This window comes from Microbacterium sp. NPDC056044 (assembly GCF_042267145.1).
Lineage (GTDB): Bacteria > Actinomycetota > Actinomycetes > Actinomycetales > Microbacteriaceae > Microbacterium.
Map to the genome: position 1 here is coordinate 142,223 of NZ_JBHJWZ010000004.1, position 18,213 is coordinate 160,435.

Sequence of the window (18,213 nt, forward strand, 5' to 3'; positions counted from 1 at the left end):
TCGTCCATGAGCTCCCTTACTCGAAGCGACCTGTTGCGTCGTATTCGAAATCGTATATGATCGTGCAGCATCCGGCAACCATCCCCACACGGTTCGCCGGCGACGATGTCGTCACCCCGACACAGGAGTCACCATGAGCAGCACATCAGGACCCGCAGCAGGGTTCACCCCCACCGGAACCATCGCGGCATCCACCGATCGGCGTCGCGTCGTGTTCGCGACCGTCGTCGGCACCACCGTCGAGTGGTACGACTTCTTCATCTACGCGACGGCGGTCGGCCTCGTCTTCGGCCAGCTGTTCTTCGCGCCGCTCGGCGCCAACAGCGCCATCGTCGCCTTCGCGACCGTCGGCGTGAGCTTCCTCTTCCGCCCGCTCGGCGCCTTCCTCGCCGGGCACTTCGGCGACAAGTACGGCCGCAAGGTCGTGCTGATGTGGACGCTGATCCTCATGGGCGCCGCGACCGCCCTCATCGGATTCCTGCCGACCTACGAGGCGATCGGCGTCTGGGCGCCGATCCTGCTCGTTTTCCTGCGCATCATCCAGGGCATCTCCGCCGGCGGCGAGTGGGGCGGCGCGGTCCTGATGGCCGTCGAGCACGCGCCGAAGAAGCGCCGCGGCGCGTTCGGCGCCTCGCCGCAGATCGGCGTGCCGCTGGGCCTCCTGCTCGCCTCGGGCGTCATGGCGCTCATGGCGATGATCGCCCCCGGTGACGCGTTCCTCGTGTGGGGCTGGCGCGTGCCGTTCCTGCTCAGCGTGGTGCTGATCCTCGTGGGCTACTACGTCCGCCGCCGCGTGGAGGAGAGCCCGGTCTTCGCCGAGCTCGCCGAGCGCAAGGAGAAGGCGCGGATGCCGATCATCACGCTCTTCCGCAAGCACCTGCTCCTCGTGTTCATCGCCGCGCTCGTGTTCGCCGGCAACAACGCCGTCGGCTACATGACGACCGGCGGCTACATCCAGGGCTACTCGACCAACCCCGAGGGGCCGCTCGCCCTCGAGCGCGGACCCGTGCTGTGGGCCGTCGCGGGCTCGGCGGTCACCTGGCTGCTGTCGACGCTGGCCGCCGGCTTCATCTCGGACCGCATCGGCCGCCGCACGACGTACATCATCGGCTGGATCCTGCAGCTCGTGGGGGTGTTCCTCCTCTTCCCGCTCGTGAACACCGGGAACATCTGGCTGCTCTTCCTCGGTCTCGCGATCCTCACGATCGGCCTCGGCTTCACGTACGGCCCGCAGGCCGCGCTCTACTCCGAGCTGTTCCCGGCATCCATCCGCTTCTCGGGCGTCTCGATCTCGTACGCGATCGGCGCGATCCTCGGCGGCGCGTTCGCCCCGACCATCGCGACGGCCCTCGTGCAGGCGACCGGCTCGACGATGTCGGTCACGTGGTACCTCGCGGGGATGACCGTCATCGGCCTGATCGCGACCCTCCTCCTCCGCGACCGCTCCGGCATCCCCCTGGGTCCCGACCACGAGGCCGAGCAGTCGGTCAGCCCGATCTACGGCCTCTCGAAGGCCTGACCCCTTCGACACCGGATGCCGCGTCCCCGAGCCGCTGATCAGGCTCGGGGACGCGGCATCCGTCCCTCCCTCCCGGTTCTCCCGCCCGAGCGATCCCTGCCGAAACACGGGTCGGTAACGGCGACGCGCCGGTGATGGATGCTGCAGCACGGCGTGTCCGGTGACGGACCCGTGTTTCGGCATGAAGGGGGGACCGGGAACGGCTGAGTCAGCGGGTGCGCATGCCGTCGAGGGCCACGGCGACGACGTCGTGCGCGAGACGCTCGCGGTCTACCGGGCCGCCGGGGCGATACCACTCGACGATCGAGTTGACCATGCCGAAGACCAGGCGCGTGGCCACGGCGCCGTCGACGTCGGCGCGGATCTGCCCCGAGCGCTGCGCCTCGGCGACGAGCGCGGTCACGCGGTGGTCGAACGCGCGACGGCGCTCGAGTGCGGCGCGCTCGACGTCGCTGTTGCCGCGCACGCGCAGCAGGAGCGTGACGTAGGGGAGCTTGTCGACGAGCACGCGCACGGCTCCGCGCAGCACGGCGCCGAGCCGCTCGGCCGCGTCGCCCGCCGACGCCTCGGGCTCGTCGAGCACGCCCTCGAGTCCGTCGAGCGCCTCGTCGAGGGCGAGCGCCAGCAGCTGCTCCTTCGAGTCGAAGTGGTGGTACAGCGCCGATTTCGTGAGCCCCAGACGCGTGGCGAGGTCGGCGACAGAGGTCGCGTCGTACCCCTGCTCGTTGAAGAGCGCCACCGCGACGGCGAGCACCTGGTCGCGGTCGTACCCGGGCCTGCCGCGTCGCGCGGGGGAGGCGTCGGTGCTCGCGGGCATGCGCCCAGTCTCGCACCCGTCGGCGTCGACGCCGCGCAACGCGGTGACATTACTGAACGATCGATCAGATAATATGGGCGCGAGACCGCGACGGAGCGGATCGAGAGGATGCCGATGCCTGAGCCGCTCAAGATCCAGCGCCGCGACGACCGCGTCATCGCGACGCTGTCGCGGCCGGAGGTGCGCAACGCCATCGACCAGGACACGATCGACCGCCTGCACGAGCTGTGCGGCGAGCTCGAGCGCGAACCGCGCACGCTGATCCTCATCGGCTCCGACGGCGTGTTCGCCTCCGGCGCCGACATCGGCCAGCTGCGCGAGCGCCGCGCCGCCGATGCCCGGCGGGGCATCAACACGCGCGCGTTCACGCGGGTGCGGGGCCTCCCGATGCCCGTCATCGCCGCGATCGAGGGGTACGCGCTGGGCGGCGGCGCCGAGCTCGCGTACGCGGCCGACATCCGCATCGGCACGCCGAGCCTCAAGATCGGCAACCCCGAGACCGGCCTCGGCATCATCGCCGCGGCGGGCGCGACGTGGCGCCTGCCCGAGATCGTCGGCGAGGCGCGGGCCGCCGAGATGCTGCTGACGGGACGGATCCTGGATGCTGCGACCGCCGTCGACTGGGGCCTCGTGTCGTCGCTCTACGAGCCCGGCGACCTGCTCGCCGCGGCGAATGCGATCGCCGACCGCATCGCGCGCAACGACCCGCTGGCGACGCGCCACACCAAGACGGCGCTGCTCGCACCCCGTGCGGCGCACCCCGAGATCGAGCTGGAGCTGCAGGCGCAGCTCTTCGAGAGTCCCGAGAAGGACCGCCGCATGACCGCGTTCCTCGAGAGGAAGCGCACATGAGCGTGCCGGGGCGGGTCGGGGTGATCGGCGGCGGGCGCATGGGTGCGGGCATCGCCCATGCGTTCGTGCTCGCCGGCGCCGAGGTGGTCGTCGTCGAGCGTGGCGACGAGGCGGCGGCCGCGGCATCCATCCGTCTTCTCGAGAGCGTGCGGCAGAGCGTCGAGCGCGGGACGACCGATCGCGGTTTCGACGCGCTCGCCGCGGCGATCGAGACGGAGACGGATGCTGCGTCCCTGAACGGCTGTGGACTCGTGATCGAGGCGGTGCCCGAGGACCGGGAGCTGAAGGTGGTCGCGCTCGCGCGCGCCGAACGCGTCGCCGGGCCGGAGGCGGTGCTCGCGTCGAACACGTCGTCGATCTCGATCGATGACTTGGCGTCGGGGCTGTCCCGTCCGGAGCGGTTCCTCGGGCTGCACTTCTTCAATCCTGTGCCGTCGTCGCAGCTCGTCGAGGTGGTGACCGGCGTGGCGACAGACCCCGCGCTCGTCGACGACGCCCGGGGCTGGGTCGCCGCGCTCGGCAAGACGCCGATCGTCGTGCGCGACAGCCCGGGATTCGCGTCGAGCCGCCTCGGCGTCGCGCTCGGGCTCGAGGCGATCCGCATGCTCGAGGAGGGCGTCGCGAGCGCCGCCGACATCGACGCGGCGGTGGAGCTCGGGTACCGGCATCCTGTCGGTCCGCTCCGCACCACCGACCTCGTCGGCCTCGACGTGCGCCTCGGCATCGCCGAAGAACTGCAGCGTGAGCTGGGGGAGCGGTTCGCGCCGCCGGACCTGCTCAGGCGCCTCGTCGCCGACGGACATCTCGGCCGCAAGACCGGCCGCGGCTTCTACGAATGGAGTGAGAAGTGACCCAGATCCTCCCCAGCTACCTGCGCGACGAGTGGTGGACTCCGGATGCCGCGGCCGACGCGGCGACGGTGCGCGACGCCTCGACGGGCGAGGTCGTGACGCTCGTCAGCACCGAGGGGATCGACCTCGCCGGCGCCATCGCGTACGCGCGCACGGTGGGTCAGTCGAGTCTCGGCGCGCTGACCTTCCACCAGCGCGCGCTGCTGCTCAAGCAGTTCGGCGCCGCGCTCACGGCGCGCAAGGAGGAGCTCTACGAACTGTCGAAGCGCGCCGGCGCGACAATGCGCGATTCGCTGAGCGACGTGGACGGCGGCATCGGCGTGCTGTTCACGTACTCGTCGAAGGGGCGGCGCGAGCTGCCCAACGCGCAGGTCTACCTCGACGGCCCGGTCGAGCCGCTGTCGAAGGACGGCTCGTTCCTCGGGCGCCACGTGTACACGCGGCTGCCCGGGGTGGCCGTGCAGATCAACGCGTTCAACTTCCCGATGTGGGGCGCGCTCGAGAAGTTCGCGCCGGCGTTCCTCGCGGGCGTGCCGACGATCGTGAAGCCCGCGACGCCGACGGCGTACGTCGCCGAGGCGTGGGCGCGCATCCTCGTCGAGACCGGGCACCTGCCCGCGGGTTCGCTGCAGCTGGTGAGCGGCGCGGTTCCCGGGCTGTTCGAGCACCTCGGGCTCGGCGACCTCGTCGGGTTCACCGGCAGCGCCTCGACGGCGTCCCGGCTGCGGGAGCGGGCGGCACCCGCCGTGCGGTTCACGAGCGAGACCGACTCGATCAACGCGTCGGTGCTCGGCCCCGACGCCGTGCCCGGCACACCCGAGTTCGACGCGTACGTCAAGCAGCTCATGGTCGAGCTCACGACGAAGGCCGGGCAGAAGTGCACGGCGATCCGCCGCGCGATCGTGCCGTCCGATGCCGTCGAGCCACTCGTCGGGGCATTGCGGGCGAAGATGGCCGAGCGCGTCGTCGTCGGCGACCCGCACGCCGAGGGCGTCACGATGGGCCCGCTCGTCTCGCTCGCGCAGCGCGACGAGGTGCTGCGCGCGGTCGGCGAGCTCGAGGCGGCGGGCGGCCGCGTTCTGCTCGGGACGACGGATGCCCCGGACGTCACGCTCGCCGACGGCTCGACCGGCCCCGCGCCCGACGGGGCGTTCGTCGCGCCGATCGTCATCGGGTTCGACGGCGCGGCCGACGCGCTGCCCGACGCCGTGCACGACGTCGAGGCGTTCGGGCCGGTGGCGAGCGTGCTCGCCTACCGCACGGTCGATGAAGCGGCCGACCTCGTGGGGCGCGGCGGCGGGTCGCTCGTGACGAGTGTCGCGACCGCCGACCCGTCGGTCGCCGCCACGCTGCTCGCGCGCACCGCCGCGTACAACGGCCGCCTGCTGTTCCTCGACCGCGACGACGCCCGCACCTCGACCGGGCACGGCGCTCCCGTCCCGCATCTGGTGCACGGCGGACCGGGCCGCGCCGGCGGCGGCGAAGAGCTCGGCGGCATCCGCGCGGTGCTGCACCACATGCAGCGCACCGCGGTGCAGGGCTCACCCGCGATGCTCACCGCCCTGACCGGCGTGTGGCATCAGGGCGCAGCATCCCGCTCCGATCGTCACCCGTTCCGCAAGTCGCTGGCCGAACTCGCGATCGGCGACCAGCTCGCGTCGCCCCTGCGCGCCGTCACGCTCGATGACATCGAGACGTTCGCGCACTTCACGGGCGACCTGTTCTACGCGCACATGGACGAGGAGGCCGCCGCCGCGAACCCCTTCTTCCCGGGCCGCGTCGCGCACGGGTACCTGCTGGTGTCGTGGGCCGCGGGGCTCTTCGTCGACCCGGAGCCCGGCCCCGTGCTCGCCAACTACGGCCTCGAGAACCTGCGGTTCGTGACGCCGGTGTCGCCCGGCGACGAGATCCGCGTGGTGCTGACCGCGAAGCAGATCACCCCGCGCGAGACGGACGAGTACGGCGAGGTGCGGTGGGATGCCGTCATTCTCAACCAGCGCGACGACATCGTGGCCACCTACGACGTCCTCACTTTGGTCGCGAAGACGGCGGCGGAGTCGGATGCTGCGGCCGAGGCATCCGTCCCTCCCGTGTCGGCGGAGGTCGGTGCGTGATGCCCGCGGGAGTGACGCCATGACCGACCCCGCCGCGCACTTCGCCGGGCAGCGCCACATGCTGCAGCGGGACCGGGCGTCGGCGGCGCTCGGGATGGTCGTCGAGCGCGACGAGCCGGGGGAGGCCGTCGTGTCGATGCGGGTGCGCGACGACATGACGAACGGGTTCGCGATCACGCACGGCGGCATGGTGTTCGCGCTCGCCGACACCGCGTTCGCGATGGCCTGCAACGAGGATGCCGAGGTCACGGTCGCCGCCGGCGCCGACATCACCTTCTTCAGGGCGACCCACGCCGGCCAGACCTTGACGGCTCACGCGCGGCGGCGCATCCGCTCCGGCCGGAACGGCCTCTACGACGTGACGGTGACCGATGAGACCGGCGCCGTCGTGGCAGAGTTCCGGGGCCGGTCGCTGACGACCCGGCGCGCGCACCCGGACGATGCGGTCGGCGGCGGGGACGAAGCATCCATCACCGAGTAGACTTTACTGAACGAACGGTCTGTAAATGAGGAGTCGATGATGACGACCGAGACCCTGATCGACGAGGCGGCCGAGCAGGCGGCCTTCGACGCGATCATCGAGGCGGACTCGCGCATCGAGCCGCGGGACTGGATGCCGGCGGCCTATCGCAAGACGCTGATCCGGCAGATCTCGCAGCACGCGCACTCCGAGATCATCGGGATGCAGCCCGAAGGCAACTGGATCTCGCGCGCGCCGAGCCTCAAGCGCAAGGCGATCCTGATGGCGAAGGTGCAGGACGAAGCGGGCCACGGCCTGTACCTGTACTCGGCCGCGCAGACCCTCGGGATCACGCGCGACGAGATGACCGAGCAGCTGATCGAGGGCCGCGCGCGCTACTCGTCGATCTTCAACTACCCGACGCCGACGTGGGCCGACATGGGCGCGATCGGCTGGCTCGTCGACGGCGCCGCGATCTGCAACCAGGTGCCGCTGTGCCGTGCGTCGTACGGCCCGTACGGCCGGGCGATGGTGCGCATCTGCAAGGAGGAGTCGTTCCACCAGCGGCAGGGGTTCGAGATCCTGCTGACCCTCATGCAGGGCTCGCCCGCGCAGCGCGAGATGGCTCAGGATGCCGTGGACCGCTGGTACTGGCCGTCGCTCATGATGTTCGGACCCCCGGACGACGAATCGCCCAACTCGGCGCAGTCGATGGCGTGGAAGATCAAGCGCTTCTCGAACGACGACCTCAGGCAGCGGTTCATCGGGATGCTGGTGCCCCAGGCCGAGGTGCTGGGTGTGACGCTTCCCGACCCCGAGCTGCGGTGGGACGATACCGCCGAGCGGTGGCACACGAGCGAGATCGACTGGACGGAGTTCCACGAGGTGCTCGCCGGCCGCGGGCCGATGAACGTGGAGCGGATCCGCAACCGACGCAACGCGCACGAGGACGGCGCCTGGGTGCGCGAGGCCGCCGCCGAGTACGCCCGCAAGCAGCAGCTGCGCGAGGCCGCGGCGATGAAGGGAGCCGCGTGATGGCCACTCCAGGTGCGTCGCCGCGCGAGTCGTGGCCGCTGTGGGAGGTGTTCGTGCGCGCGAACCGCGGGCTCAGCCACGTGCACGCCGGGTCGCTGCACGCCCCCGACGCCGAGCTCGCGCTGCGCAACGCGCGCGACCTGTACACGCGCCGGGGGGAGGGCACGTCGATCTGGGTCGTGCCCGCCGACGCGATCACCACGAGCGACCCCGACTCGAAGGGCGCGTACTTCGAGAGCCCGGCGGGCAAGAACTACCGCCACGCGACGTACTACACGGCGTCGGAGGGGGTGCCTCACCTGTGACGACCACCGGCCACCCGGGTTCGGGGCGCGATCGCTCCGTTGGGGCGGAGATCATCCGCCCCAACGGAGGAAATGCGCCCCAAGCCGGACAAGAGAGCTCGCACGGCGATGTGACTGTCGAGCAGGTCGAGCTGTCGGCCGAGCTGGCCGGCGGCGAGGGCCGCGCCGCGACCGCGGACGTCGCCGAGTACGCGCTGTGGCTCGGCGACGACGCGCTCGTCCTGTCGCAGCAGCTCGGCGCGTGGATCGCGCGCGCCCCCGAGCTCGAGGAGGACGTCGCGCTCGCCAACATCGCGCTCGACCTGCTCGGGCACGCGCGCTCCTTCCTCCGCTACGCCGGCACCTACGACGACCGCACCGAGGACGACCTCGCCTACTGGCGCGACGAGCCGGAGTTCCGCAGCGCTTGGCTCTTCGAGCAGCCCAACGGAGACTTCGCGCAGACGATCGCGCGCCAGCTGGCAGCATCCGTCTATCTCTTCGAGCTCTACACGGCGCTGCAGGAGTCGTCCGACGAGACGCTCGCCGCGATCGCCGCGAAGGCCGTGAAGGAGGTCGAGTACCACCGCGACCACGCCGTGCAGTGGACGTTGCGCCTCGCGGGCGGCACCGAGGAGTCGCGGCGGCGCATGATCCGGGCGATCGGCGACGTGTGGCCGTACGTGGGGGAGCTGTTCCGCGACGAGCCGCTGACCGATCGCCTCGGGGGAGTCGCCGTGCGCCCGTCGTCGCTGCAGCCGGCGTTCGACGCCGTGATCGCGGCGGTCTTCGCCGAGGCCGAGCTCGAGGTGCCGACCACCCCGATGTCGTCGGCAGGCGGCCGCCACGGTTCGCACTTCCCGACGCTCGGGTACCTCCTCGCCGAGATGCAGGTGCTCGCCCGGCAGCACCCGGGAGCGACATGGTGACCGCCGGCGTTCAGGATTCAGTCTCGGTGCCGCCGCAGGCCGAGAGTCTCCCGGAATCCCGCGGGGCCGCACCCTCGCGCGCGGTGACGGGACTGAATGCCGAGCCGGCTGCCTCCGGCACCGGCGTCGAGCGGGCGTGGGAGGTGGCGGCATCCGTCCTCGATCCCGAGGTGCCCGTGCTCACGATCGAGGATCTCGGCGTGCTGCGCGACGTCGCGGTCGACGCGGGACGCGTCACCGTCACCATCACGCCCACCTACTCGGGCTGCCCCGCGATGGATGCGATCCGCGACGACGTCGTGCTCGCCCTCACGTCCGCGGGCTTCGACGACGTCGACGTGCGGCTCGTGCTCGCGCCAGCTTGGACCACGGACTGGATGACGGATGCCGGCAAGCGCAAGCTCGTCGACTACGGCATCGCGCCGCCGACCGGGCGCGCGGCCGTGAACGGGCCGATCCGGCTGCAGCTGTCGGTGCGCTGCCCGCGCTGCGGGTCGCTCGACACGCGCGAGCTCGCCAGGTTCGGGTCGACGTCGTGCAAGGCGCTGTACGAGTGCCGCGCGTGCCTCGAGCCCTTCGACCACTTCAAGGTGCATTGATGCGGGCCGATGAGGCGGCGGCGGGCGAGAATGCGCGCATCGCCGAGACGCTGCTCACCACGGCGGTGGGCGGGCCGCGCGGGGCCAAGCATCGCGCCCGGTTCCACACGCTGCGGGTCGCCGCGGTGAGGCAGTTGACGGATGCCTCGATCGAGGTGACCTTCGCGATCCCCGAGGAATCCCGGGACGAGTTCGACTACCTCGCGGGTCAGCACGTGGCCCTGCGGGCCACCCTCGACGGCCACGAGGTGCGTCGCTCCTACTCGCTGTGCCGCGCGGAGGACGCCGGCGGCGGGGGCGACGGCCCGCGCACGATCAGCGTCGCGATCAAGCGCGACTCGGGCGGCCGGTTCTCGACCTGGGCGCAGACGGAGCTGAAGGTCGGCGACGAGATCGACGTGATGAGCCCGCAGGGGACGTTCACCTCGAAGCTCGCCGACCTGGATGATGCGCACGTGGCGGGCATCGCTGCGGGGTCGGGCATCACGCCGCTCATGGCGCTCGCCGCAACGGTGCTCGCACGGTCGGCGACGTCGCGCTTCACCCTCGTCTACACGAACCGCTCGAGCCTCGACGTGATGTTCCTCGACGAGCTCTCCGACCTCAAGGACCGCTACCCGACGCGGCTCGCCCTGCACCACGTGCTCTCGCGCGAGCAGCGTACGGCGCCGCTGCTGTCGGGCCGCATCGACGAGCCGCGGCTGCGGCGCATCCTCGGCGACTTGGTGTTGCCCGACACCGTCGACGAGTGGTTCCTCTGCGGGCCGTTCGAGCTGGTGCAGCTCTGCCGCGACACCCTCGCCGACATCGGCGTCGACCCCGCGCACGTGCGCTACGAGCTGTTCACGACGGGCGAGGGGGAGCGGGCCGAGCCGGCGGCGGGGCGGCCCGTCGTGGTCGCTGAAGACGAGCCGGTGCGCCGCATCGAGTTCACCCTCGACGGACAGTCGCAGGCGGTCGACAGCCCGGTCGCCGCACACGAGTCGATCCTCAACGCCGCGCTGCGCGTGCGGCCCGACGTGCCGTTCGCGTGCGCCGGCGGGGTATGCGGCACGTGCCGCGCTCGGCTGCTGCAGGGATCGGTCACGATGACCGAGAACTACGCGCTCGAGCCCGACGAGCTCGAGCGCGGGTACGTGCTCACCTGTCAGTCGCACCCGACGACCGATACCGTCGTCGTCGACTACGACGTCTAGGAGGACGCCATGATCGACCTCGCCATCGACGGCGCCGTCGCCGAGATCACGCTGAACGCCCCCGAGAAGCTCAACGCGCTCTCGCTCGGGGCCCTGCGACAGCTGGACGACGCGTATGCGGAGGCCGCGGCATCCGGAGTCCGCGCTCTCGTGCTGCGTGGCGAGGGGCGCGCGTTCTGCGCCGGCCGCGACATCGCCGGCGTCGACCCCGAGACCGATGACGTACCGGGATACCTCGGTCAGGTCGAGCGGCTGATGCGCCGCATGGCGGACTTCCCCGCGCCCACGTTCGCACCGGTGCAGGGGGCGTGCCTGGGCGTGGGGCTGGGGCTCGCGATCGTGACCGACGTCGTCTACGTCGCCGACTCGGCGAAGGTCGGCTCACCGTTCGCGAACCTCGGCGCGATGCTCGACTCCGGCGGCCACGCGCTCCTCTACGAACGGCTCGGCGCGCACCGTGCGCTCGACCTCATCTACACGGGCGACCTTCTCTCGGGGTCCGAGGCCGTCGAGGCCGGGCTGTTCAGCCGGGCGATGCCGGCCGACGAGGTGCTCACGTTCACGCGAGAGCGGGCGGCGCGGGCGGCCTCCGGCGCGACGGCGGCCTTCGTCGCCTCGAAGCGCCTGATCGCGCGCCTGCGCGACGCGCGCCTGTGGGATGCCGTCGCCGAAGAGACCCGCGGCCAGGAGGCGCTGCGCGCCACCGCCGACTACCGCGAGGGCTTCGCCGCGTTCCAGCAGAAGCGCAAGCCGGAGTTCACCGGCGAGTAGCGGGGCGGCCGCGCCGCTCGCGACGCTCTTCCTGGTTCGCGACGCTCCTCGTGGTTCGTGACGCTCCTCTTGGCGACTGGGGTACTCCCATTTCGCCATTGAACTTCCGGTTCACATGAGTGCGCCTGAGTCGTTGAACTTCCGGTTCACACCGGGTGCGCCTGAGCCGTCGCCCCCCGGTTCACACCGCCCTCGCGACGCGGGCGGTGCTGTGTGAACCGGAAGTTCAACGTGCTTTTCGGAGAGTCCGTGCGCCGACGCCCGCGCCCGGGTCAGGAGTTCACGCGGATGATCTCGTGCTGGTACGGCGCGACCACTTCGCCCGAGATGCGGCAGTCGAGCACGAGAAAGCGACGGGATGCTGCGGGCTCGGCCGCCCACTCCGCGAGCCGGTCGAGGTCGGCCATGGTGCGGACCACGACCCCCTCCGCTCCGACGCCGCTCGCGAGCGCGGCGAAGTCGACCTCGGGGATGAGCATGGGCTCCTTCGCCAGCCCCTTGAGCCCGTAGAGGTTGATCTCCGCGCCGTAGGCGGCGTCGTTCCAGACGACTGCGACGCCGCGGCCGCCGGCGACGCGCACCGCGGTCTCGAGGTCGGCCAGGGCCATGAGCCCGCCGCCGTCGCCCGTCGTCAGCACGACGGTCGCGGAGGGCTTTGCGAGCGCGGCGCCCGGCACCGACGGCCAGCCGAGCCCGATGGACTGGAACGCTGTGCCGACCATCGTCATGCGGTCGGGCGACGCGACCGGCCAGTACATGTTCGCCCAGCCGATGAAATGGCCGCCGTCCGACACCACCACCCGGTCCGACGGCAGCAGCTCGCCGATGCGCGCGGCGACCGTGCGGGGATCGAGGCGGCCGTCGGGCGCGACGCCGTCACCCGGCTCATATGCGCGCAGCGGCATGAGGTCTGCGGACTCGCGCCAACCGCTCGCCGCGCCGCCGCGGGCAACGAGCCCGTCGGCGACCGCGCGGGCCACCACGGCGGCGTCGCCGCGCACGTACCCGCCCACATGCGGGTGGGTCGCGGCGGGTGCGACGTCGACCTGGAACACCCGGGTGCCCGGCGCGAACAGGTCGCCGAACCGCATCGTGAACTGATTCAGGGACGCCCCGAAGACGACCGCGACGTCGGCCTCGCGCACGAGCGACATCGCGCCCTCGGCACCGAAGCCGCCGGTGACGCCGAGGTCGAACTCGGCCCGCGGGAAGACGCCCCGGCCGAGCGCGGTCGACGCCGTGATCGCGCCCACGGCGTCGGCGACGTCGCCGAGGGCCTCACCGGCACCCGAGATCCACGCGCCCCGGCCTGCCAGCAGGAAGGGCCGCTTCGCCGACGCCAGCGCCTCGACGAGTCCCTCGACCGCGCCCTCGGCGAACGGCCCCGCCGGCACCAGCGGCGCCGGCAGGCGAGGTTCCGGGGCCTCGGGAAGCGGACCCGCGTCGCGCGCGGCGACGTCGTAGGGGATCGCGAGCACGGTCGGCACCCGGTAGGTGAGGGCGTGCTCGATGGCGATGATCGTGGTGGCCGCAGCATCCGCTCGTCCGACGGTATAGGTGCGCGCGCCGACGGCCGAGGCGAGGGCGATCTGGTCGACGTCCCACGGGCGCGGGCCCGAGGTCGGCTCGTCGCCGACCACCAACACGAGCGGCACATGCGCCTGCACGGCCTCGGCGAGAGCCGTGAGGGTGTTCGTGAATCCGGCGCCGTAGGTCGCTGTCGCGGCGGCGAGCCGGCCCGACGTTCGGTGGTAGGCGTCGGCGGCGACGACGCCGCCCGCCTCGTGGCGCACCGCGGTGAAGTGCACATCGGTCGAGCGCTCGAGCGCGTCGAGGAAGTACGCGTTGCCGTTGCCCATCACGCCGAACACGTGATCGATGTGGTGGGCGAGCGTGAGGGCGACGTGCGCCGAGACGGTGCTCATGGCGGGAGACATGGCGATGCCTTTCGAGACGGAACGGATCAAGAGCCGTATGTGTCTCGCGCGTGCGCGCTCCGTGCCCATTTTTCGAGCACCGGCGGGCGACGGTGCCACCGGACGTCACGAGTATAGGTCTTCGGGCAGGATGGATCTCATGAAGACGACCCAGCTCCGCCGGTACACGCTCGTCGAAGGGGAGTACGACGCCTTCGTCGCCTGGTACACCGAGTGGATGCCGCGGGTGCGGCCCGCCGCGGGCTTCACGATCGAGTTCGCCTACGGGCTTCCCGAGACGAACGAGTTCGTGTGGGCCGTGAGCGCCCCCGGCGACGCGGACGCGTTCGCCGCCCTCGAACAGGCGTACCTCGCCTCCGACGCGCGGGCCGAGGCGTTCGACGGCGTGCCGCAGCGCGTCGCGGTCTACAACATCAGCCTCGTCACCGAGTTCCCCACCACCGCCTGAACGGCGCGACGTCAGCCGCCGAGCGCCTCGCGGATCGCGGTCGCCGACCGCGTCAGACGCGCCGCGATCTCCTCGTCCGACCGCGCGCTCGCGACGAACACGACCGCGATCGCGGCTGGCCCGCGGCCGCGCGCGACGAACGGCACGGCGACCGCCCTGAGGCTCGGGATGACCTCGTCGTGGCTGGTCGCGAAGCCGCGGGCCGCGGCATCCCTCACCTCCGCCGCCAGTTCCGGTGAGACGCCGTGCGGCCACGCGGCCTCGGGCAGCAGCGACAGGATCGCCTTGCCCGGAGCGCCACGCGTCGTCGGATGCCGCGTGCCCGGCCGCTGCGCGACGGGGTTCACCGCGTGACGCGGCTCGACGCTGGAGAGCGTGACGCACTCCTCGTGGTCGAGCACCGCGAGGAAGCAGGTGACGCCGAGGTCGCCCGCGACCGCGGTGAGCTCGGGGAGGGCCTCGGCCTGCAGATCGTGCGCGACGCCAGCGGCGAGGGCGGCGAGGCGTGCGCCCAGCTCGATGCGCCCGGCGGCGTCGCGCTCGACGAGCCCGTGGTCCTCGAGCGTACGGAGCAGCCGGTAGGCGACCGACCGGTGCACCTCGAGCCTCGCCGCGATCTCGTCGATCGAGAGAGGGCCGCGTGCGTCGGCGAGCACTTCGAGGATCCGGATGCCGCGGCTCAGCGTCTGCGATGCGGGCGCGGTCGTGCCCTCCAGCCTTGTCATGCGGCATCCCTTCGTATACGATCTGTTCAATAGTAGAACGCTGTGTTCGAATATAGAACACGCACTCGCTCGCAGCAAGCACCCCACGCGCCACGAGCCCTCGACACCGTCGTCCGAGGAGGACACCGATGCAGTTCCACCACCATGGCTACGTCTCCGCCGATCCGCGCGTGCAGGACGCCGCCGGCACCGGCATCGACCGCCCGGCCGAACTGCCCGACGAGATGGACATCCTCATCGTGGGCTCCGGCCCCGCCGGCATGCTCCTCGCGGCCCAGATGTCGCAGTTCCCCGGCGTCACGACCCGCATGATCGAGCGCCGCGAGGGCCGCCTCGTGCTGGGGCAGGCGGACGGCATCCAGCCGCGGAGCGTCGAGACGTTCCAGGCGTTCGGGTTCGCCGAGCGGATCGTCGCCGAGGCGTACAACATCGCCTGGATGAACTTCTGGGGTCCCGACCCCGAGAACCCCGATGACATCATCCGCACCGCGCGCACCGAGGACTACGCCTTCAAGATCAGCGAGTTCCCGCACCTCATCGTGAACCAGGCGCGCGTGCTCGACTACTTCGCCGAGGCCGCGGCCCACGGCCCGGGCCGCATCCTGCCCGACTACGGCATCGAGTTCGTCGGCCTCACCGTGCACGACGGCGAGTTCCCGGTCGAGGTGCGCGTGCGGCACGTCGCGGGGGAGCGCGCCGGCGAGGAGCGCACCGTGCGCGCGAAGTACGTGATCGGGTGCGACGGCGCGCGCAGCGGCGTGCGCGAGGCGATCGGGCGCAAGCACGTCGGCGCGTTCTCGGCGCACGCCTGGGGCGTCATGGATGTGCTCGTCAACACCGACTTCCCGGACTGGCGCACCAAGTGCGCGATCAACGCCGAGGCCGGCAACATCCTGCTGATCCCGCGCGAGGGCGGCTACCTCTGCCGCGTCTACGTCGACCTCGGCGCCGTCGCCGCCGACGACGACCACCGCGTGCGCCAGACGCCCATCGAGGCGGTCATCGCCAAGGCGAACGACATCCTCCACCCGTACTCGCTCGACGTGAAGCAGGTCGCGTGGCACAGCGTCTACGAGGTCGGTCACCGCGTCACCGACAAGTTCGACGACGTCGACGTCGACCAGCGCCACGACCCGCGCGTCTTCCTCACGGGCGACGCGTGCCACACGCACAGCGCCAAGGCTGGCCAGGGCATGAACGTCTCCATGCAGGACGGCTTCAATCTCGGCTGGAAGCTCGGGCACGTGCTCACCGGCCTCAGCCCCGCATCGCTCCTGTCGACCTACTCGGCCGAGCGTCAGCCGGTCGCCCAGCAGCTCATCGACTTCGATCGCGAGTGGTCGAGCCTCATGGCCCGCAAGCCCGAGGAGATCTCCGACCCGCAGGAGCTCGCCACCTTCTACCTCGGCACCGCCGAGTTCCCGTCGGGATTCGTGACGCAGTACGGCGCGTCGATGATCGTGACGGATGCTGCGCACCAGGCGCTCGCCGAGGGGTTCCCGCTGGGCAAGCGCTTCAAGTCGGCGGAGGTCGTGCGCGTATGCGACGGCAACCCGGCGCACCTCGGCCACCACGCGAAGGCCGACGGCCGCTGGCGGATCTACGCCTTCGCCGACGCGCCCGCGCCGGGCGAGGCATCCGTCCTCTCCGACTGGGCCGCGTTCATCGCCTCGCCCGAGTCTCCGGTGCAGCGCTTCACGCCGGAACGCGCCGACGTCGACGCCGTGTTCGACGTCAAGGTGATCTACCAGCAGCCCCACGAGGACGTCGACATCACCCGCGTGCCCGAGCCGTTCCTGCCGAAGACCGGACCCCTCGGGCTGACGGACTGGGAGAAGGTCTACGCCGCCGCGCCGAGCGCGTGGACGAGCACCGACATCTTCGAGGAGCGCGGCCTGTCGCGCGACGGCGTGGTCGTGGTCGTTCGCCCCGACCAGTACGTCGCGGCGGTGCTCCCGCTCGCCGCGACGGACGAGTTGTCGACGTTCCTCGCGCAGGCGTTCGTGCCCCAGCGTGAGCCGGTGGCGCTCGCCGGCTGAGCCGTCCGCGATGGCGATCACGCCCTCGCTTCTGTACATCGCGTATATCGGCCGCCGTGGCGGCGACGGGCCAGAATGGGCCCGGTAGACATCGACAGAACGGATGCCGCATCCCCGCGGCATCCGGAACCGACAAGGGAGTCCCCGTGACGACGACGATCACCGAAACCCGTGAGTCCGAGCTGCTCGCGTCCGTCCCCGACGGGCTGTTCATCGGCGGGCAGTGGCGTGGGGCAGCCGGCGGCAAGACGCTGAAGGTCTACGACCCCTCCAACGGAGAAGTCGTGAAGGAGATCGCGAACGCGTCGCCGGAGGACGGCATCGCGGCGCTGGATGCGGCGGATGCGGCGTTCCCCGCGTGGGCGGCGACGCCGGCGCGGGAGCGGGCCGAGATCCTGCGTCGCGCGTTCGACCTGCTGCAGGAGCGCAAGGAGGACTTCGCGCTGCTGATGACGATCGAGATGGGCAAGCCGCTCGCCGAGGCGCGCGGCGAGGTCGCGTACGGCGGCGAGTTCCTGCGCTGGTTCAGCGAGGAGACCGCGCGGATCCAGGGCCGCTACGGCGCGAACCCCGAGGGCACCGGCCGCATGATCGTGTCGCAGCACCCGGTCGGTCCGTGCTTCCTCATCACGCCGTGGAACTTCCCGCTCGCGATGGCGACCCGCAAGATCGCGCCCGCGCTCGCCGCCGGCTGCACCGTCGTCATCAAGCCCGCCGAGCTCACCCCGCTCACGACCCTCGCGTTCGCGAAGCTGCTCGAAGACGCCGGCGTGCCGGCGGGTGTCGTCAACGTGTTCACGACCTCGACCTCGGGTGCCGTGTCGGAGCCGATCATCCGCGACCCGCGGCTGCGCAAACTCTCGTTCACCGGGTCGACGCAGGTCGGCCAGCGCCTGCTCGAGCAGGCCGCGCAGGGTGTGCTGCGCACGTCGATGGAGCTCGGCGGCAACGCGCCGTTCGTGGTGTTCGACGACGCCGACCTCGACAAGGCGGTCGACGGCGCGATCGCGGCGAAGTTCCGCAACATCGGCCAGGCCTGCACCGCCGCCAACCGGTTCATCGTGCACCGCCCGGTCGCCGACGAGTTCGCGCGCCGGGTCACCGAGCGCGTGAACGGCTTCACGATCGGCCGCGGCACCGAGGAGGGCGTCACGATCGGCCCGCTCATCGACGACCGGGCTGTCGCGAAGGCATCCCAGCTCGTGCAGGACGCGGTGGCCCGCGGCGCGAAGGTCGCCACCGGCGGCAACGAGGTCGAGGGGCCCGGCACGTTCTACGAGCCGACCGTGGTCACCGACGTGCAGGCGGGGTCCGACATCCTCCGCGAGGAGATCTTCGGGCCGGTGCTCGCGATCGTCCCGTTCGACGACGAGGACGAGGCCGTGCGTCTCGCCAACGACACCGAGTACGGCCTGGTCTCGTATGTCTTCACCGAGAGCCTCGCCCGCGGGCAGCGCATGATCGAGCGTCTCGAGACCGGCATGATGGGCCTCAACATGGGTGTCGTCTCCAACGCCGCCGCCCCGTTCGGCGGCTGGAAGATGTCGGGTCTGGGCCGCGAGGGCGGCGCCGAGGGCATCCACGAGTACCTGCAGACGAAGTACACGCTCACGCCCAACCCGTTCTGACGTTCGCGG

Annotated in this window: 17 protein-coding genes; 14 read left to right on the plus strand and 3 right to left on the minus strand. The window is 71.4% G+C overall.

The window, feature by feature from the left end:
- Positions 1–133 precede the first annotated feature (133 nt).
- Complete coding sequence (locus ACFC1I_RS12550; protein ID WP_376009706.1) at positions 134–1,519, plus strand: MFS transporter; 1,386 nt, start codon at positions 134–136, stop codon at positions 1,517–1,519.
- Positions 1,520–1,727: 208 nt separating this feature from the next.
- Here the strand turns inward: ACFC1I_RS12550 and ACFC1I_RS12555 are convergent, their stop codons facing one another.
- Entirely contained in the window at positions 1,728–2,336 is a 609-nt protein-coding gene (locus ACFC1I_RS12555) for a TetR/AcrR family transcriptional regulator (RefSeq protein WP_376009709.1), read from the minus strand.
- Between the two features lie 114 nt (positions 2,337–2,450).
- Between ACFC1I_RS12555 and ACFC1I_RS12560 the strand changes: the two genes are divergently transcribed.
- The 10 genes from ACFC1I_RS12560 to ACFC1I_RS12605 all read left to right on the plus strand — a co-directional run bounded on the left by ACFC1I_RS12560 (position 2,451) and on the right by ACFC1I_RS12605 (position 11,427).
- Complete coding sequence (locus ACFC1I_RS12560) at positions 2,451–3,188, plus strand: enoyl-CoA hydratase/isomerase family protein (RefSeq protein ID WP_376009712.1); 738 nt, start codon at positions 2,451–2,453, stop codon at positions 3,186–3,188.
- On the plus strand, positions 3,185–4,039 hold the full coding sequence (locus ACFC1I_RS12565) for a 3-hydroxyacyl-CoA dehydrogenase family protein (RefSeq protein ID WP_376009714.1): 855 nt from the start codon (positions 3,185–3,187) through the stop codon (positions 4,037–4,039). Before ACFC1I_RS12560 ends, ACFC1I_RS12565 begins: the two co-directional genes overlap by 4 nt.
- A complete protein-coding gene (gene paaZ, locus ACFC1I_RS12570; RefSeq protein WP_376009717.1) occupies positions 4,036–6,153 on the plus strand; it encodes a phenylacetic acid degradation bifunctional protein PaaZ in 2,118 nt (705 codons plus the stop codon). Before ACFC1I_RS12565 ends, paaZ begins: the two co-directional genes overlap by 4 nt.
- Before the next feature lie 19 nt (positions 6,154–6,172).
- Positions 6,173–6,634, plus strand: a complete 462-nt coding sequence (gene paaI, locus ACFC1I_RS12575; protein ID WP_376009720.1) for a hydroxyphenylacetyl-CoA thioesterase PaaI — start codon at positions 6,173–6,175, stop codon at positions 6,632–6,634.
- Between the two features lie 39 nt (positions 6,635–6,673).
- The gene (paaA, locus tag ACFC1I_RS12580; RefSeq protein ID WP_376009723.1) at positions 6,674–7,648 is read left to right on the plus strand and encodes a 1,2-phenylacetyl-CoA epoxidase subunit PaaA; all 975 of its coding nucleotides are present in this window, start codon (positions 6,674–6,676) and stop codon (positions 7,646–7,648) included.
- Positions 7,648–7,953 carry a 1,2-phenylacetyl-CoA epoxidase subunit PaaB gene (paaB, locus tag ACFC1I_RS12585; RefSeq protein ID WP_376009725.1) on the plus strand — a complete coding sequence of 102 codons (306 nt, stop codon included), beginning with the start codon at positions 7,648–7,650 and terminating at the stop codon, positions 7,951–7,953. The genes paaA and paaB overlap by 1 nt, the downstream gene beginning before the upstream one ends.
- Positions 7,954–8,003: 50 nt before the next feature.
- Positions 8,004–8,861, plus strand: coding sequence for a 1,2-phenylacetyl-CoA epoxidase subunit PaaC (paaC, locus tag ACFC1I_RS12590; RefSeq protein ID WP_376010855.1), 858 nt, complete (start codon positions 8,004–8,006; stop codon positions 8,859–8,861).
- 83 nt (positions 8,862–8,944) lie between these two features.
- Positions 8,945–9,460 carry a 1,2-phenylacetyl-CoA epoxidase subunit PaaD gene (gene paaD / locus ACFC1I_RS12595; RefSeq protein ID WP_376009727.1) on the plus strand — a complete coding sequence of 172 codons (516 nt, stop codon included), beginning with the start codon at positions 8,945–8,947 and terminating at the stop codon, positions 9,458–9,460.
- A complete protein-coding gene (paaE, locus tag ACFC1I_RS12600) occupies positions 9,460–10,656 on the plus strand; it encodes a 1,2-phenylacetyl-CoA epoxidase subunit PaaE (protein ID WP_376009729.1) in 1,197 nt (398 codons plus the stop codon). Before paaD ends, paaE begins: the two co-directional genes overlap by 1 nt.
- 9 nt (positions 10,657–10,665) lie before the next feature.
- Entirely contained in the window at positions 10,666–11,427 is a 762-nt protein-coding gene (locus tag ACFC1I_RS12605) for an enoyl-CoA hydratase/isomerase family protein (protein ID WP_376009732.1), read from the plus strand.
- Between the two features lie 272 nt (positions 11,428–11,699).
- Here the strand turns inward: ACFC1I_RS12605 and ACFC1I_RS12610 are convergent, their stop codons facing one another.
- The gene (locus ACFC1I_RS12610; protein ID WP_376009734.1) at positions 11,700–13,352 is read right to left on the minus strand and encodes a thiamine pyrophosphate-binding protein; all 1,653 of its coding nucleotides are present in this window, start codon (positions 13,350–13,352) and stop codon (positions 11,700–11,702) included.
- A gap of 151 nt (positions 13,353–13,503) precedes the next feature.
- On the opposite strand from ACFC1I_RS12610, the gene ACFC1I_RS12615 reads away from it, so the two are divergent.
- Positions 13,504–13,812 carry a hypothetical protein gene (locus ACFC1I_RS12615; RefSeq protein WP_376009737.1) on the plus strand — a complete coding sequence of 103 codons (309 nt, stop codon included), beginning with the start codon at positions 13,504–13,506 and terminating at the stop codon, positions 13,810–13,812.
- An 11-nt stretch (positions 13,813–13,823) separates the two neighbouring features.
- Here the strand turns inward: ACFC1I_RS12615 and ACFC1I_RS12620 are convergent, their stop codons facing one another.
- Positions 13,824–14,537 carry an IclR family transcriptional regulator gene (locus ACFC1I_RS12620; RefSeq protein WP_376009739.1) on the minus strand — a complete coding sequence of 238 codons (714 nt, stop codon included), beginning with the start codon at positions 14,535–14,537 and terminating at the stop codon, positions 13,824–13,826.
- A gap of 128 nt (positions 14,538–14,665) precedes the next feature.
- On the opposite strand from ACFC1I_RS12620, the gene ACFC1I_RS12625 reads away from it, so the two are divergent.
- Together ACFC1I_RS12625 and ACFC1I_RS12630 are read left to right on the plus strand one after the other, a co-directional pair.
- A complete protein-coding gene (locus ACFC1I_RS12625) occupies positions 14,666–16,576 on the plus strand; it encodes an FAD-dependent monooxygenase (protein ID WP_376009742.1) in 1,911 nt (636 codons plus the stop codon).
- Positions 16,577–16,734: 158 nt separating this feature from the next.
- Positions 16,735–18,204: an NAD-dependent succinate-semialdehyde dehydrogenase gene (locus ACFC1I_RS12630; RefSeq protein WP_376010857.1), complete on the plus strand. Its 1,470-nt coding sequence runs from the start codon at positions 16,735–16,737 to the stop codon at positions 18,202–18,204.
- The last annotated feature ends 9 nt before the right edge of the window (positions 18,205–18,213 follow it).

What these genes read in the sequence shown, in the direction of transcription:
- ACFC1I_RS12625 (WP_376009742.1), top strand. Translation starts at nt 14,666, where the DNA reads ATGCAGTTCCACCACCATGGCTACGTCTCCGCCGATCCGCGCGTGCAG.
- ACFC1I_RS12615 (WP_376009737.1), top strand. Translation starts at nt 13,504, where the DNA reads ATGAAGACGACCCAGCTCCGCCGGTACACGCTCGTCGAAGGGGAGTAC.
- ACFC1I_RS12610 (WP_376009734.1), bottom strand. Translation starts at nt 13,352, where the DNA reads ATGAGCACCGTCTCGGCGCACGTCGCCCTCACGCTCGCCCACCACATC.
- ACFC1I_RS12620 (WP_376009739.1), bottom strand. Translation starts at nt 14,537, where the DNA reads ATGACAAGGCTGGAGGGCACGACCGCGCCCGCATCGCAGACGCTGAGC.
- paaA (WP_376009723.1), top strand. Translation starts at nt 6,674, where the DNA reads ATGACGACCGAGACCCTGATCGACGAGGCGGCCGAGCAGGCGGCCTTC.
- paaB (WP_376009725.1), top strand. Translation starts at nt 7,648, where the DNA reads ATGGCCACTCCAGGTGCGTCGCCGCGCGAGTCGTGGCCGCTGTGGGAG.
- paaI (WP_376009720.1), top strand. Translation starts at nt 6,173, where the DNA reads ATGACCGACCCCGCCGCGCACTTCGCCGGGCAGCGCCACATGCTGCAG.
- ACFC1I_RS12560 (WP_376009712.1), top strand. Translation starts at nt 2,451, where the DNA reads ATGCCTGAGCCGCTCAAGATCCAGCGCCGCGACGACCGCGTCATCGCG.
- ACFC1I_RS12605 (WP_376009732.1), top strand. Translation starts at nt 10,666, where the DNA reads ATGATCGACCTCGCCATCGACGGCGCCGTCGCCGAGATCACGCTGAAC.
- paaE (WP_376009729.1), top strand. Translation starts at nt 9,460, where the DNA reads ATGCGGGCCGATGAGGCGGCGGCGGGCGAGAATGCGCGCATCGCCGAG.
- ACFC1I_RS12565 (WP_376009714.1), top strand. Translation starts at nt 3,185, where the DNA reads ATGAGCGTGCCGGGGCGGGTCGGGGTGATCGGCGGCGGGCGCATGGGT.
- ACFC1I_RS12550 (WP_376009706.1), top strand. Translation starts at nt 134, where the DNA reads ATGAGCAGCACATCAGGACCCGCAGCAGGGTTCACCCCCACCGGAACC.
- ACFC1I_RS12555 (WP_376009709.1), bottom strand. Translation starts at nt 2,336, where the DNA reads ATGCCCGCGAGCACCGACGCCTCCCCCGCGCGACGCGGCAGGCCCGGG.